Annotated in this window: 18 protein-coding genes; 16 read left to right on the top strand and 2 right to left on the bottom strand. The window is 42.0% G+C overall.

Annotated features, from left to right (window positions below):
- Nucleotides 1-103: 103 nt before the first annotated feature.
- The 11 genes from EKM67_RS09135 (at nt 104) to rfbD (ending at nt 8,768) form a co-directional block, all read left to right on the top strand.
- Nucleotides 104-811 (top strand): TIR domain-containing protein, encoded by a 708-nt coding sequence (locus tag EKM67_RS09135; protein ID WP_125578718.1) that lies wholly within the window; start codon nt 104-106, stop codon nt 809-811.
- 21 nt (nt 812-832) lie between these two features.
- A complete protein-coding gene (locus EKM67_RS09130; protein ID WP_125578717.1) occupies nt 833-1,330 on the top strand; it encodes a nucleotide-binding domain-containing protein in 498 nt (165 codons plus the stop codon).
- Nucleotides 1,331-1,407: 77 nt separating this feature from the next.
- Nucleotides 1,408-1,815 (top strand): hypothetical protein, encoded by a 408-nt coding sequence (locus tag EKM67_RS09125; RefSeq protein ID WP_125578716.1) that lies wholly within the window; start codon nt 1,408-1,410, stop codon nt 1,813-1,815.
- Between the two features lie 154 nt (nt 1,816-1,969).
- Nucleotides 1,970-3,121 carry an ImmA/IrrE family metallo-endopeptidase gene (locus EKM67_RS09120; protein ID WP_125578715.1) on the top strand — a complete coding sequence of 384 codons (1,152 nt, stop codon included), beginning with the start codon at nt 1,970-1,972 and terminating at the stop codon, nt 3,119-3,121.
- Nucleotides 3,122-3,126: 5 nt separating this feature from the next.
- The gene (locus tag EKM67_RS09115; RefSeq protein WP_125578714.1) at nt 3,127-3,627 is read left to right on the top strand and encodes a DUF4411 family protein; all 501 of its coding nucleotides are present in this window, start codon (nt 3,127-3,129) and stop codon (nt 3,625-3,627) included.
- Between the two features lie 209 nt (nt 3,628-3,836).
- On the top strand, nt 3,837-4,163 hold the full coding sequence (locus tag EKM67_RS09110; protein ID WP_125578713.1) for a hypothetical protein: 327 nt from the start codon (nt 3,837-3,839) through the stop codon (nt 4,161-4,163).
- A complete protein-coding gene (locus EKM67_RS09105) occupies nt 4,153-4,443 on the top strand; it encodes a type II toxin-antitoxin system RelE/ParE family toxin (protein ID WP_164506629.1) in 291 nt (96 codons plus the stop codon). Before EKM67_RS09110 ends, EKM67_RS09105 begins: the two co-directional genes overlap by 11 nt.
- A gap of 188 nt (nt 4,444-4,631) precedes the next feature.
- Nucleotides 4,632-5,507, top strand: a complete 876-nt coding sequence (rfbA, locus tag EKM67_RS09100) for a glucose-1-phosphate thymidylyltransferase RfbA (RefSeq protein ID WP_125578711.1) — start codon at nt 4,632-4,634, stop codon at nt 5,505-5,507.
- A 1-nt stretch (nt 5,508) separates the two neighbouring features.
- Nucleotides 5,509-6,081, top strand: coding sequence for a dTDP-4-dehydrorhamnose 3,5-epimerase (gene rfbC, locus EKM67_RS09095; RefSeq protein ID WP_125578710.1), 573 nt, complete (start codon nt 5,509-5,511; stop codon nt 6,079-6,081).
- Nucleotides 6,082-6,848: 767 nt separating this feature from the next.
- The gene (gene rfbB / locus EKM67_RS09090) at nt 6,849-7,877 is read left to right on the top strand and encodes a dTDP-glucose 4,6-dehydratase (protein WP_125578709.1); all 1,029 of its coding nucleotides are present in this window, start codon (nt 6,849-6,851) and stop codon (nt 7,875-7,877) included.
- 36 nt (nt 7,878-7,913) lie between these two features.
- Nucleotides 7,914-8,768 carry a dTDP-4-dehydrorhamnose reductase gene (gene rfbD / locus EKM67_RS09085; protein WP_125578708.1) on the top strand — a complete coding sequence of 285 codons (855 nt, stop codon included), beginning with the start codon at nt 7,914-7,916 and terminating at the stop codon, nt 8,766-8,768.
- A gap of 83 nt (nt 8,769-8,851) precedes the next feature.
- Here the strand turns inward: rfbD and EKM67_RS09080 are convergent, their stop codons facing one another.
- Entirely contained in the window at nt 8,852-9,652 is an 801-nt protein-coding gene (locus EKM67_RS09080) for a fumarylacetoacetate hydrolase family protein (RefSeq protein WP_125578707.1), read from the bottom strand.
- A 45-nt stretch (nt 9,653-9,697) separates the two neighbouring features.
- Nucleotides 9,698-10,648, bottom strand: a complete 951-nt coding sequence (locus tag EKM67_RS09075; protein ID WP_125578706.1) for a D-2-hydroxyacid dehydrogenase — start codon at nt 10,646-10,648, stop codon at nt 9,698-9,700.
- 332 nt (nt 10,649-10,980) lie between these two features.
- Here EKM67_RS09075 and EKM67_RS09070 point away from each other — a divergent pair, with 332 nt between their 5' ends.
- The 5 genes from EKM67_RS09070 to EKM67_RS09050 all read left to right on the top strand — a co-directional run bounded on the left by EKM67_RS09070 (nt 10,981) and on the right by EKM67_RS09050 (nt 15,724).
- Nucleotides 10,981-11,190, top strand: coding sequence for a DUF1659 domain-containing protein (locus tag EKM67_RS09070; RefSeq protein ID WP_125578705.1), 210 nt, complete (start codon nt 10,981-10,983; stop codon nt 11,188-11,190).
- A 47-nt stretch (nt 11,191-11,237) separates the two neighbouring features.
- Nucleotides 11,238-11,486, top strand: a complete 249-nt coding sequence (locus tag EKM67_RS09065) for a DUF2922 domain-containing protein (RefSeq protein ID WP_125578704.1) — start codon at nt 11,238-11,240, stop codon at nt 11,484-11,486.
- Nucleotides 11,487-11,982: 496 nt separating this feature from the next.
- Nucleotides 11,983-13,566, top strand: coding sequence for a C40 family peptidase (locus EKM67_RS09060; RefSeq protein ID WP_125578703.1), 1,584 nt, complete (start codon nt 11,983-11,985; stop codon nt 13,564-13,566).
- A 596-nt stretch (nt 13,567-14,162) separates the two neighbouring features.
- A complete protein-coding gene (locus tag EKM67_RS09055; RefSeq protein WP_125578702.1) occupies nt 14,163-14,978 on the top strand; it encodes a hypothetical protein in 816 nt (271 codons plus the stop codon).
- Nucleotides 14,979-15,193: 215 nt separating this feature from the next.
- On the top strand, nt 15,194-15,724 hold the full coding sequence (locus tag EKM67_RS09050; protein WP_125578701.1) for an RNA polymerase sigma factor: 531 nt from the start codon (nt 15,194-15,196) through the stop codon (nt 15,722-15,724).
- Nucleotides 15,725-15,830: the final 106 nt, after the last annotated feature.

Genomic DNA, 15,830 nt, shown 5'->3' with positions numbered 1-15,830 from the left:
TTTTCGTCTTGGTGTCTTTTTTTTACCATTTTGGCTGGGTGGCTAACTTAATTATAAAACGCGCGAATATATTTTAAAATTAAAAAAATGGTAAGAGGGCGAAATGATGTTTCGAGGGTATGTAATTGAAGAGGCGTTCATTCGAGATCATAAATTACTTAGCTATTCCAATAAAGCTAACGAAAAGAATGATAAACTTAATATTTTGAATTACGTGAAAAAATCTTTCGAAGGTGAATTGATATTGGACGCAAATCAAATGATATCAGATTGGTTTCCCACTGAGAATGAGAGCAATGTATTTGTGAGCCATTCTCATGCAGATGTAAATGTGGTAAAACAATTCGCCAATTACATTGCCAGTGGGATAAAACACCCATTTGTTGATGCGACTGTGTGGCAAAGTGGCGATGATCTAATTAAGAAGATCAATGACACATACAATCAAATAAGTGGAGAAGAACACACTTATTACTATGATGAAGCACATAAAATCTCATCCAATGTGGATCTAATGTTAGCTATGGCACTTAATAAAATGATCGTGCACTGCGAAACCTTCATATTGATACAATCGGATAATGCAGTTCTTGATGGACAAACATACTCACCTTGGATTATGTCTGAGCTTAATATGTATTACATTTTGCATGAATTACAACAGCAAATTTGGAATCCAGAAATTTTATATCGATCTGCGTACAGCAACTATGCGTCAATTTCAGTTGAATACGATGTTGGAAAAGAAATTGAAAGTTTGGAAAAGATTAATACCATGTCACGGTTCGAAAATGTGTTTGGCACACCGTAATATTTATCGGGGAGGAAACTGATGAAGAAAAGTTCTGAGTACAAATTGAAAGATATTCCTAGGATTTCGTCCCGAGTATTTAGTGCAGCTACAGGAATGGCAACTAACAACGAAGAGTTTGCAGAAGATAAGTGGCAAATTCATGTATTGAATTATTTAGAAATAAAAGTGGATGTTGAAATGAATGGTTTTCGAAAAAGATCTCTGAATAGTTGGTTGGCAGAATATGGATTTATCCGCGTAGAACGGAATTCAAAAATATCATTCAAAGTGGAATTAAACAAAAATATCTATAATTCAGGAAATATCAGATTGTATTGGAAAGTAAGAAATGTTGGAAAAGAAGCAATCAGAATGAATTGTATTAGAGGCCAAATAAAACTCGACAAAATTTACAAAGAGGAAGAAATAAGATTTGCTGGTCCACATTTTGTTGAAGTATATGGTGTTAGCGATGATACGGTGATCGCATTTGGAAGAGTTGAAGTGCCTTTGCACGGAGGCGATTCACTGAGCTAAGAATGAGGCAAGATATTGTTAGCTAAGAAATGAGTTATAGTGATGAAGTTTAAGAAGCAATGTAGGGAGTAGTTAAAGTGAACAATGAAGATAAACGATTACATTTAACGTTTATTGAAAACACAATACAAAGAATGAGTTCGAACTCATTTATCATCAAAGGATGGTCACTGACTGCGCTTGGTGGACTATTCACACTGTACATTGCTAACCAGAATAAATCGTGGAGCTATGACCTATTATGGCTGACCTTAGGCTGTGCTTTGATGTTTTGGCTACATGATGCTTATTATTTACGGCTTGAAAGGGAATATAGAAAGCTATATGAAGAAGTAGCTCAAATAGATGCCGAGAAAACGGATTATTCCATGCACATACATAAAAAAGAAAATATGGCATGCACGATGGGATCCGATATTTTACTTTTCAGTTATGGCTTGGTGGTTGTGACCATTCTTATATTATTGTATGTGCTCAAGCCGTGAATAGACCCGTACCTAAGTTTATAACTCAATGATTAATATCAAGAAATACCAGGTAGTGGCGTAAATAATCATTGTTGAAAAGCGTGTGTACCATTACAGCTTGAAGATAACATGGTAGAATAAAGGTAGAAGCAAGAAATGGTGGTGAGATGGTATGGCAACGACGACAAGAATTCCTGTTGAGTGGAAGGTTATTCAATGGGCGATCGATAATGGCGAAAAAGATAATAATGAGCTTGAAAAAAAATATAATTTGACTGCATGGGAAACACCAAAATCTGATCGCGATTTTCCCACTTTTAAACAGCTACAGAGTTTTAGTCACGATACTAGAACACCATTTAACTATCTCTTTAAGAAGTCCGTTCCGAACGAACAGCATGAATTTGTCAAGTATCGAACGATAAATAATGCCAATGTGCAGCCAAGCCGGAGACTCATTGATACAATTCATGGAATGGAGTCACGTCAGGCGTGGATGAAGCAATACCTTACCGCACAGGACGAACAAAGAAAATTTGAATTCTTTCGCTATCTTGATCTTAAAATGAGTCCAGTTTTGGCTGCTGAACGCATAGAAGAACTTTTAGGCCTTTCAAAAGTTTTTGGCGGTTTAACGATATCTGATGATCAGTTTTTTAATGTTTTACGTGAACGCATCAGTTCGTTGGGAGTTATGGTGATGCAGAGTGGTATTGTTGAGTCTAACACTCACCGGTCACTTGACGTTGACGAATTTAGAGCATTTGCTTTAATTGATCCCGTTATTCCCCTAATTTTTATTAATAGTGTAGACGGTAAAAAAGCCAAGGTTTTTTCTTTGATTCATGAATTTGTTCACGTTCTTCTTGAACAAAGCGAAGTTTTAAATGTTGCACCAGATGTGGATGTCGCCGATGAGCGTTGGGTGAATTTGGTTACTGTAAATGTTTTAATGCCTGCCGAGCAAGTCAGATTGCTTATCGACAAGCAATTATCGAGTACAGAAAATTTAAAACGACTTTCGAAGAGGTTTCATGTTAGTATACTTGCAACCGCAATTAGAACTAAAGAATTGAGGATTTTTGGCAACGATGAAATTAAGTGGGCAAAGACAGAACAAGATAACAACTTGGGTTTGAAGCAGAAGAGCAATGGCGGAAATTATTATAACAATGTCGTGTCGAGAGTTGATAAGCGTTTTGCTAATGCAGTCATCAATAATGAATCAGGCGGTAAATTGGATATTGCTTCGGCTGCCGCGATGTTGGGTGTCTCCTTGAAAACATATCAACCAACCATTGAAAAAATTTTAGGATTGGAGTAAATAAAATGGAATATTTGATTGACTCCAATTCGTTATTCGACGCTCATAATAAGTGGTATCGGCCAAAGGTATTTAAATCCGTCTGGGAATTTATGGCACAGAATGATTGCATCAAGATGAGTACTCTTGTGTATAACGAAATACAATATCCAGATAGCTTAGTTAATTGGACACAAAAGAAATTTAAGAATGAGCAGATTACGCCTAATACAGAGATCATTGATGTCTATAATGATGTTATGGAGTGGGTCACAAATTCTACTAGATGGGATGATGCAGGGTTTTCACAATGGCAGTTGCCTGATAAGGCTGATCCTTGGCTAGTGGCAACTGCGAAAGTAAACCATCAGATAATTGTAACGTTTGACGGCAATGGTAGAGCGGCTTTACCGGATTTGAATTCATACTCTAAAAGAGAACCAAAAATTAATTCAGTTGCTGAACATTTTAATGTAAAAACGATTACTATGTATGAATTACTAGATCAACTTCAGTTATCACTTTAATTAGTACGTTTGATTAATTATTCGCAAATCAATAATCAACATTTGAAAAAATGTTGATTATTTAGATAGTTAAATATTTTGATCGTTTCTGATTGTTTTCAGGAACGATTTTTTATATTGCGGATAGTTTGAGGAAATATAATTCATCAAAACGTTTGTACTTGTAATTACGCAATATACAAGCTATACTGCCAATAGAGGTGAACACCATGAGTACAACGGTTAAAGCACGCAAGCAGGGAAATTCCATGACATTGACGGTTCCCAGTTCATTCAAAATCGCCGAAGGGACTGCTGTCAGACCGCGGATGACGTCAAAAGGGATTTTTTATGAGTTCATAGATGAGGATGAGTTTCTGGATTTTGATGAGGATATTTTAAAGGATATTCTCAGAGAAGATATCGATAAAGGGCAGATCTTGACGGAGTTTAAAATCCGCAAAGACAAAATCGCCGACGCTTTCGACCAGATTGAACAGGAGACGCCGGATCGATCCATTACTCGCGAATCCTTGGCGCAAGATATTGGTTTATAACGTTCGTATTTCCAATCCAGCCCGAAAATATCTTAAGAAATTGAAAGATAAAAAGCTGACGCAGCTTTTTATCGATAATATTTATAATATTATTGCAGCTGATCCAGAGATGGGGACTCGGAAAGTTGGAGATTTGGCTGATACCTACACGGTTGGCTTTCGTTATCAGACTGCAGAATATCGAATTGCTTACCGAATTAAAGAAGATATGATCGTGATTATTCTTCTGGTCGGAAGTCACGCCGACTTTTATGCGGACTTGAAAAAGTATTTACATTAATACAATATTTAACCCGCAATGATGTACGAGTTCGTAAATATTAAGGATTTCCCCGAATGACTCGTCGTCTTTTAGACATTCTTTAGTTTTCCTTCTTTTCATTCGGCTTTAATGGTAAAATTACAATTGTGAAACGTCTGTAATTTTGCTTTTTTGTTGTAGTTAAATTCATATCAGGAGGTATTTTCATGAAAGGTATTATTTTAGCCGGTGGTTCTGGGACGCGTCTTTATCCGATCACGCGTGCGATTTCCAAGCAATTGATCCCCATTTATGATAAGCCGATGATTTATTATCCAATGTCTACGCTGATGTTGGCAGGCATTCAGGATATTCTGATTATTTCGACGCCGAAGGATCTCCCACGTTTTGAAGAGCTTTTCGATGATGGCTCAGATCTTGGACTGAATATTTCTTACAAGATTCAAGACCAGCCTAATGGACTAGCGGAAGCCTTTATTCTTGGCGCTGATTTCATCGGTGATGATTCTGTTTGCTTGATTTTAGGCGACAATATTTTCTACGGTGGCGGCTTATCTAAGTTGCTCCAAGAATCTGCGGCCAAGGAAACCGGCGCGACGGTCTTTGGCTATCATGTCAATGATCCCGAACGTTTCGGCGTCGTTGATTTTGACGAAAATATGCACGCAAAGTCGATCGTGGAAAAGCCCGAGCATCCTGCTAGCAATTATGCGGTCACCGGCTTGTATTTCTACGATAATTCGGTTGTGGAAATTGCGAAAAACATCAAGCCATCACCACGTGGCGAGCTGGAAATTACCGATATTAATCAGGAATATTTGCGACGCGGTCAATTGGACGTTCAATTGTTAGGTCGTGGCTACGCTTGGCTGGATACCGGCACGCACGCGTCATTGCAGGCGGCTTCGAGTTTCATCGAGTCGATCGAGCACCGTCAGAATTTGCAGATTTCGTGTCTCGAGGAAATCGCATATCGCATGGGTTACATCACGCTTGAAAAAATGGTCGAATTGGCACAACCACTTAAGAAAACCGAATATGGGCAATACTTATTGAATTTAGCAAAACAAGAGGGTAAATAATATGGTAAAAATTATCGATACAAAGTTACAGGACGCAAAAATTATTGAGACCGACGTTTTCGGCGATCACCGTGGATTTTTCACGGAAACTTATACGCAAGATAAATTCCACGAAGCTGGCATCGATATTGATTTCGTTCAAGACAATCAGTCGCTTTCAGTCGAACCTGGCGTGTTGCGTGGCCTTCATTTTCAGAAAGCACCACATGCACAGACTAAATTGTTACGCGCAGTTACAGGCGTGATCTACGATGTTATCGTGGATGTTCGCGAAGGTTCACCAACTTATGGTCAGTGGCAAGGATTTTTGTTGAGTGAATACAATCACCGTCAATTATTAGTGCCAAAAGGCTTTGCGCATGGTTTTGTCACTTTGACGCCCAATTGCAACGTGGCTTACAAATGTGATGGTTATTATGTGCCTAACGCAGATGGCGGCATCGCGTTTGACGATCCAGATTTGGCAATCGACTGGCCAATGCCGGTTGAGCATATGATCTTGTCTGAAAAAGATAAGCACCACCCCAATTTGAAGGATGCTAAGCTTAATTTCGTTTATGGTGGCAATAACTAAACTGCCTAACTGATTCGTGAAGGCTTTGTTTGCGTGGGGTAGAAATTGATTTGGTTCCGTCAGAACGCTGCAGAAAATAGTTGCGCCTCGCTGTGGGGATGACTTCAAGCCTTTGCAAAATCGGCAAAGTCTTGAAGATCACCCTTGTTCTAGCGGGACTTGGGTTTGGTGGGTGACTGAATTATTGCTCAACTTATCCGAGACTATTTAGGAAATTATTTGGTCCCGCAAGAACAATTTCACTGTGAGTCGCAACTTTTTTCTTCCGCGTTCTGACTCATCTTGGCAGTTTTATAGAGCTGACTCTAGTCAACGGCTAGTCCTGTGCGACTGGTTTTGTATCGCAACATAATTTTGTAGAGGACGAAAGGCGGACGTGATTGTCACACAAATTTTTAAGCTGAACTATTCTGCGTAAAGGCGACAATGTCAATCAAGTTCAAGGAACCCTGTTATTCAGATCCTAATCTAACCAAAATAAGTTTAGGCAGAAGTTGCGGAAGAAAATGGTGGGATTGCAGTGGTAATTTTGTTAATGAGCGGTTTTCGCGAATTTACAAAATGGGAAAATATGAGCTCTTCCCGGTTTTGGAAGAGCTCATATTTTAGGCGGAAGAATTTCCGGTCTTTGGAAATCCTGCAGCCGTCCCCACAGCAACTTCCCACTATTTTCTGGAGCAACTTCTGCCGCAGGTAGACTATAATTTACAAGCAATTTAAACATAGCAAGACACTTACATTTCAGAAACACAGTAGGAGGTTTTCCAATGAAAAATATCATCGTTACGGGCGGTGCCGGTTTTATTGGCAGCAACTTCGTCCATTATGTCGTGAAATACCATCCAGATGTACACGTCACCGTCTTGGATAAGCTAACTTATGCCGGCAATCGCGCTAACTTGGCCGGACTACCAGAAGATCGCGTCGAATTGGTCGTCGGCGACATTTGTGATGCCGATTTAGTCGACAAGCTAGCGAGCAAGGCAGACGCAGTGGTTCATTATGCTGCCGAGAGCCACAACGACAACTCGCTGAATGATCCAGCACCGTTTATTCAAACGAATATCGTCGGAACATACACATTGTTACAGGCTTGCCGCAAATATGATGTGCGTTATCACCATATTTCCACCGACGAAGTTTATGGCGATTTGCCATTGCGTGAGGATCTGCCTGGTCATGGCGAGGGTCCTGGTGAGAAATTCACACCAGAATCTCGTTACAATCCTAGCAGTCCTTATTCCTCATCGAAGGCCAGCTCGGACATGCTTGTTCGCGCTTGGGTGCGTTCGTTTGGGTTGCGCGCCACGATTTCGAATTGCTCGAATAACTACGGTCCTTTCCAACATATCGAGAAATTTATTCCTCGTCAGATCACCAACGTTTTGAGCGGCATTCGTCCGAAACTTTATGGTAGTGGTAAAAATGTCCGTGATTGGATCCACACGAATGATCATTCACGTGCGGTTTGGTTGATTTTGACAGAAGGTAAGATCGGCGAAACTTATTTGATCGGTGCCGATGGCGAGCAAGATAATGTCACGGTTCTGGAAATGATTCTGGAAGCCATGGGTCAGCCTAAAGATGCCTATGACGTTGTCAAAGATCGTCCGGGCCATGATTTGCGTTACGCCATTGATTCGACCAAGTTGCGTACAGAACTCGGCTGGAAGCCTGAATTCACTGATTTCAAGTCTGGCTTGCAGCACACGATCGATTGGTATACGCAGCATGAAGACTGGTGGCAAGCAGAAAAGGCCGAAGTCGAAGCTAAGTATGCTAAAAATGGTCAATAAAATCGTCAAAGCAACAATTAAGGAGTAAATAACTAAATGGAAATTTTAATTACAGGTGCTAATGGTCAACTCGGAACGGAACTGCGCCATCTTTTGGACGAGCGTGGACTGGCTTATACGGGTACAGATACACAAGAACTCGATATTACGGATGCCGTTGCAGTTGACGACTATTTTGTCACCAATCAGCCTAAAGTGGTCTATCACTGTGCCGCTTATACGGCCGTTGATGCTGCCGAAGAAGAACCGGGTAAGAGTATCAACGAAAAGGTCAACGTGGTGGGAACGACGAATATCGCCAAAGCCGCTGCTAAAATCGGCGCCACACTGATTTATATCAGTACTGATTACGTTTTCGATGGCACCAACCAGGGAATGTATACCGAAGCTGACGAAGCCGCTCCTAAGAATGAATATGGTCGGACGAAATACCTCGGTGAACAGGCTGTGGCGAAATATGCTGACAAGTATTATATTATTCGGACGTCGTGGGTTTTCGGCCAATATGGTCACAACTTCATCTATACGATGTTGAAGTTGGCAGAAACGCATGATCATTTAACTGTTGTCAACGATCAATTTGGGCGCCCAACTTGGACGCGCACCTTAGCTGAATTCATGACTTTTGCCGTTGAGAAGAAATTGGCTTATGGCTTGTATCAGCTGTCGAATGAAAATTCATGCAGCTGGTACGAATTTGCTGAGGAAATCTTGAAGGATACGGATACGACAGTCGCACCAGTCACGTCGGAAGAATATCCCCAAAAGGCTTTTCGTCCGCGTCATTCGATCATGGACTTGAGTAAGGTTGAAGCGACTGGATTTAAAGTCATTACTTGGCAAGAAGCACTGGCAAAATTCCAAGCAATTATTGCGGATCAACCAAAGTAATACAATTTAATCTGGAAATTAGAAAAACCGTTTCGAGGGGTGTAACTCTCGAAACGGTTTTTTGTCGTCTAGATTTGCAGGTGCTATTGAATTTTCATCGTCAGTTTGCCTAATTGGTCGATCTCGCCAGTCAATTCGTCGCCGGCACGCAGGAAAATTTGCGGATCATGGCCGACGCCGGTTCCTTGGGGCGTGCCGGTAAAAATAAGATCGCCTGGCTGCAGGTCAACGATTTGTGACAGGTAGCTGATCAATTGCGCAGGGCTGAAAATCATTGCGCTCACGGATTCGTGTTGCATCGTTTCGTCGTTTACGCGCGTTGTAATCGTTAATTGTGTGAGATCGCCGAGTTCGTCTGGTGTGGTTAGCCAAGGTCCGATCGGCGCATAATGTTCGAAGGATTTCCCCAATGAAAATTGCGCGGGATCGTTGGCAAATTGAACCGTGCGATCAGAAATGTCTTCGCCCACCATGTAGCCAGCAATATGATCAGTTGCCTGCTCAACCGGGATCTGCCGGCCACCATGACCAATAACGACGACTAATTCGGTTTCCCAGTCAGTGCAGTCGCCGTGAATTTTGACTGTCGTATTTGGACCGGTTAAACTGCTGGCAAATTTAGTGAATAGACTAGGAACTTTAGGCAGTGCCAGCTTGATTTCAGCAGAATGCGCACGATAATTCATCCCCACGGCGAAAATTTGTCGCGGGAAGGTTATGGGCGGCTCTAGCAAGCTGGCGTCAATACTCTGAATTTCGCCTAGAACCAGCGCTGATGGTTCGATTTGGGCTGCACTGATAATGTCGGGGTGATCAAGAATTGGTTGTCCGTATTCGGAATTCTTCATTAAAAATGGTTGACCCTGATACATCGCTAGTTTCATAGATTTCAACTTCCTTTTAAGATTGTTGTTCCAGTTGATTTAACCTCAATATTCGCGCTGATAATCTACAAGATTTTCAACCAACCCTTGACCAGCTTGCATCGCGGCGAAATTTTTGAGAAAAATAGCGACGATCCGGGCATTATAGTGGTTGGTGTGACCGGCGCTATGTGGCGTGATCAACACATTTGGCATTTGCCATAAAGGACTATTAGTGGCGAGAGGTTCAGATTCGAAGACATCGAGTCCAGCAAAGGCAATTTGTTGAGCCTGCAGTGCTGCAATTAAGTCGCGCTCATTGGTGGTTTTCCCGCGACCGACATTGATATATGTGGCACTCGATTTCATCTGTGCAAAGAAGTTAGCATCGACAATGCCTTTGGTGGCGTGAGTTAGTGGCAGTGTGTTGACGACAACGTCTGCCTGCTTTAAAGCTTGATCGATGGCAGACATTTTGTAAACTGTTTGGAATTCGGCTTCTGAGGTGCCGCGAGTATTGACGCCGATCACCTGCATATCGAACGCCGCGGCGTAGTGAGCAACCGCGCGGGCGATTTCGCCGGTACCTAACGTTAAAACTGTTTTGTCATTCAATTCTGTGAGTTGGTCGGGGATTTGCCACTCTGAACGTGCTTGCGCCAAGACGCTAGTTTGTAGGGAGCGACTTTGCATTAATAGAAAACCGAAAACCTGTTGGGCGATTGCCGGGGCGCTGACACCGCGGGATGTAGTCACAGAAACTTTTGCGTCGGCCAATTCTTTCAAGGGTAACCGATCAACGCCTGCGAACCAAACCTGGATCCATTTGATTTTGTGCGATATCTTTAAAGCCTCACTGATTTTAGACGACCACCCCAGAATGATCTCGGCTTCTGCTAAATCGGCAGCCGTGAAATCTTTCTCGGCCAAATCAACGAATTGATATTGTGGTGCCTGTGTTTTAATTTTTGAAATGAGAGTTGGATTTAATGGGATCAAATTAATTAGGATGGGCATAGCTGAACCTCCGTCAAATTAGATGTGAAAAGTAACTCACGTGATAACTCGATTATATAACAGATCCGGGCCGATTCAACCAAACCGGGCTTGAGTAACCACTAAGTTTCAAAAAATAGTTTTAAATGGAAACGCCGGTAAATCAATGGTTATAGCGGATACGCCAAAATACTTAAAAATTTTTTTCAAATTTAGGTTCCGTTTTGTCGACGCTCAAACGTTATCTATAGTGTAAGCAATTAACCGGCCGGCAAAACTTACCGTGAATGAGAAGTGGCGGGTGGAAAATTTCAGCCACGACCAACACATTTCAATTAATAGGAGGATTTATCATGGAAACGAAATGGACAGGCACCAACTTATCGTATACATTTGCAGGCGATCAATATCCGGATGGTCAGAAGATCCGCCGTTTTAGCAAGATCGTAGAGACACCAACTGAAGCGCAACTGACGAATTTCGGCATGGCAATCGCTAAATTAGGCGAAGGTGACACCGCCGTGTTTGCCGAAATCAGCACGAAGAAAACGATTCTTTTTTAATTGACGAAGGATGTTTAGACCGATAAAAATGAAATGAGGAAATCACGATGAAAAAATTGCAAATGCACTATAAAGGATCTACAGGTAAGAAGCATACGTTAGGACTCAGCCAAATCAACGAAAGTCTGGATGATAAAACAGTTCGCGAACAGATGGCGGCAATTGCAGCGGCAAGACTGTTCAAAAATGGCGATGAAGATTTGTATACTCAGCCGCTTTCGGCCAATTATTCTGAAACAGTCTTGACACCAATTTTTGATGATGAAGTAGTTGCTGAGCAGACACCGGCCGAATAAGCTGCTGACGAGCAGTTTGGCCCATGTCTAGGGGCGTATTGAGTTACGAGTAAAATGGCGAAGGCTGGATCATCACCTTCCTTGCAAGTGCTACCGATGATCCAGCCTGGGACCTAATTACGGGTATGAAGTGAATCGATGCTTTTAAACAGGCTGCGAATTTCCTTGACCGCGGTCTGTTTGACTAAAATAATCCTCAATTTTTAATTAATTTTGCCGTTTTGAGTAAAAAAAGTGCTATTTTTAGTCGATGTAATCAAAATGTAATATTCTTAATATTTGCTTAAGAAATAGCGGTTTCATGCACTTCTGAGTTAAATAAGAAATGTTATTTCTAATTGTATTATTAAGGTGACCGGCTTGTCACAGAATCGTTTACGCAATGTCACAGTCCTGTAACATGATAGTTGTAACATATCAGTCATAAGTCACAATTAACATCAGTCTAAAGTTTTACGAAAAACTAGTGGTTACTAAAAAAGAGGGGTTTTACTTTATGAAGCAAAACAAAAAAGTCGCATCATTAATGATCGGTATGGGCGTATTAGCAGCAGGCGCGATTGCAACTCAACAGACCAATGAAGCACAAGCAGCAACAACTCGTAAAGTTGCTTATACAGAGGGTGCAACAACTGTCTGGACAAGCCCCGAAGTTGGCCAGAAAGTTAAACGTTATGCGTTACCTAATCAAGAAATTCAATTCGTTGCTAGCAAGAAGGTCTATAGCCAAACTTGGTTACAGACAACAGATGGCGGCTGGATCCCTGAAATGTATCTCAACACAACTGCAGCAGCAACAACAACAACGGTTGCTAAACCAGTTGCAAGTACAACAACTGCAACAAGCACTGCAACCACAACGACTGCAGCACCTGTTGGCACTGTTACCGCAACTTATCAAGGTGGCGCAACAACCGTTTGGTCAGATACAACTTCATTGAGTGTGAAGAGCTATCTTTCCGAAGGACAATCAGCAAGTTATGTTGCTACTAAAAAAGTGGGTAGTTCAACTTGGTATCAACTCACAAATGGCGGCTGGGTTCACAGTACTTATGTCAGTGATGGCACTCAGACAACACCTGTAGCCTCAACAACAACTACAGCGGCAGCAACTACTACACCTGCAGCAACTACTACACCTGCAGCAACTACTACACCTGCAGCAACTACTACACCTGCAGCAACTACTACACCTGCAGCAACTACTACACCTGCAGCTACCACTACCACACCTGTAGCATCAACTACACAAACAACGACACCAGCCGCAACAACGACACCAGCCGCAACGGTGACAACACCAAGTACAACAACAACAACACCTGCTAAAGTGACGGTGCCAACAACTGTTCTTGGTACGATCAGTACAACCTATTCTGGTGGTGCAACCACCGTTTGGTCAGATACTAATACTTCTAGTGTTAAATCATATTTAGGCCAAGGCGCATCAGCTAGTTATGTCGCAACTAAGTCAGTTAATGGGACAACTTGGTATCAATTACAAAATGGTGGCTGGGTCAGTGGCCAATATGTTGGTAAACCTGGTGCAACCAGCTCATCAACATCAACTTCATCAAACAGTTCGACAACTGTTTCGAAACCAACGACTTCAACACCATCTTCTTCAAGTAATTCATCAAGTTCAAACACAGTTTCGAAGCCTGTTGTTTCAACACCAACACCTTCTAAACCAGCAGCAACTAACGGGACAATTAGCTCATCTGCATTGATTTCTTATGCGAAGCAATTCAGAGGCACACCATATGTTTGGGGTGGCAAGACACCAACAGGCTTTGACTGCTCTGGCTTTACCCAATATGTATTTGCACACTTTGGCAAGGCAATCGGCGGTTACACTGGCGCTCAAGAAGATGCTGGTACAGCTAAATCAGTTAGTGCTGCAAAACCCGGCGATTTGATTTTCTGGGGTTCTAAAGGTAGCACTTACCACGTTGCTATTTATATTGGTGGTAACCAATATATTGCTGCACCAAGTCCAGGCGACGTTGTTAAAATTTCAACGATCAGCTCATACTACTTTGCACCTAGCTTTGCAATGAGTATTTCAGGTGTTTACTAGGATTTCGATTCTAATACCCTGAGAGACAATTATTAATAGAATATTTAATCAAGACCAACGCAATCGTGTTGGTCTTTTTTTGTAGCTTGTTATGTTTGTGATGGAGAACTGGAATTAACGTCTCATTCGATTTGTATCATTAGTTCTGCGTGCTTAAAGATTCGTTTGGTTGTAGCTTGTTAGGTTTGTGGTGGAGAACTGGGATTGGCGTCTCATTCGACTTGTATCATTAGTTCTGCGTGCTTAAAGATTCGTTGGTTGTAGCTTGTTAGGTTTGTGGAGGAGGACTGGAATTAACGTCTCATTCGATTTGTATCATTAGTTCTGCATGCTTAAAGATTCGTTGGTTGTAGCTTGTTAGGTTTGTGGTGGAGAACTGGAATTGGCGTCTCACTTGATTTGTATCATTAGTTCTGCGTGTTTAAAGATTCGTGGATGATGTTGGATGGTTGCTGTTGGGCTCGGTCTGAGGTGCTTTTTGTACTAGTTTAGTACGCTTTCTCGTATTATCCAATGTTGGGTGAGTGTCTAAAAGTCAATTGTGTAATCGTTTCCATAATTGTAAACTGGTTATGTAAGACGAAGGGAGCGAGTAAGTGCGGAAGATGAGTATTCAGGAATTTGTTCGATTATGTCCGAAAGAAGGCGTGTTTTGTCCGGCAGATTTGTTTGCGGCGCGAATGCGGCGTGTGATCCCAGTTCATCGTGCATCTGAATTTATCGGGGATTTTTATGTGTTGCTTAATTATCCGTTACACAACCCACAACGGATCAAAACTTTGGCGATCACGCCAGAGGAGGTCTTTTTTTCAACGCAGACGACGAAAAGTTTGTTGCATTATCGCATGAGAAACACGATCTTTGATATTTCGCTGATCCGTTGTTTGAAGAAGACGATCGAGTTGCCGATCAATCGCGAATTATCGCTTTGCTTCGGCAATTGGGTCGCGATGCATTTGTCGGGTGTTTCGAGCTCGAAGTGTGCCAATTGGGTTGCACTGCATCATGTTATTAAGATGACGAAAGGTCAAGGCAGTAGCTGCATCTTTAGCTTTCGTTATCAGGTTCGTGTGAAGTTGCCAGTGCAGGAAAATTTCGAGCAACGTTTCGAGACGATTTGTTTGATGAGTGCGATTGAAATTGAGGCGTTGCACTGTGTCTATCAAGAGGCTGGAATCGATGATCATTTGTTGCTATTGGAATCAAATGTGCTGCGGCAGTATGATCACCACTTTGATAATATGCAGGAGTTGGTGAGTGCACGGCAAATTGGGCAGTTTCTAGAGTTGTTTGACTTGATTGCAATTAACAAAATTTGCCATCAACCGGAATTCGAAGAAGCGTCGCAAATGTTCGAGGATTCAGAATATTATTTTGCGACTAAGTTGAAACGAAGGCGTAGTTTTAATTAAAGAGATTCAGGAAGCGCAATTATTTTTTTAAATTATTTTTGATCGGAGTGGTTCTCATAAGCTGATAAGAACAGCTTGAGAAAAATTCAGCACAAATATTTTGTGCGGTCGTTGTGAGTCAGATCGGCTTTGTGCTCCGAGGTGCGGCAATTGTGCGGACTTGTTATTCTATAGTCACCACAAGCGCTTGTGGAATTCTGTTAAGGAGTTTCACAATGAATCAAACTGAAGAAACACCACGCGATTTCACGAAGGGATTACAGGCGGCTTTGCGACAGCAAGGATTGTTGCACGGCGCCATTAAAAAAGCCGGAATTTGGCGGCATCATCAAGATTACGACGATTATTTGCAGGAGGCGTTTTTGGCGTTCGCACAGGCTTACGTCAATTATCCCGCGGATCCAGATCTAGACGAATGTTTTCTGGGCTATGCTTATCAGCACATCGTCTGGCGGCTGACCGATCTTATGCGTAGACAACATTGTCGACAGACAGACCCATTGCCAGATCTGGGAAATTGGACGCACGATGATGGCGGTGATCGTGAAATCGACCTGTTGATGACTTTGCAAGAGTTGGCATTCGATAGTGATTCGATCGATCAGATCATTATTCGCGACCATTTTATTAAAGGTTATTCTTTGCCGGTGATTGCTTATCGCCAACAATTGAGTACCCGCGCCTTGCGAAATCACCGGACTAAGTTGCGTCGGCAGTTGGCAAAGATACTCGGCTATCAGAACTGACCCAATTTGAGATGATGCTAAAAAAGCGCGGCAACACCAGTGAAGTGCAACATAAAAGTTAGACAAAAATAAATAGTTTTACGCAGCTAAGGTATGTTCTCGGTAT

The organism is Lapidilactobacillus mulanensis (assembly GCF_003946215.1).
GTDB classification, from domain to species: domain Bacteria; phylum Bacillota; class Bacilli; order Lactobacillales; family Lactobacillaceae; genus Lapidilactobacillus; species Lapidilactobacillus mulanensis.
Note: the sequence above shows the minus strand (reverse complement) of the source record. Positions and strands in the feature narration are given on the sequence as shown.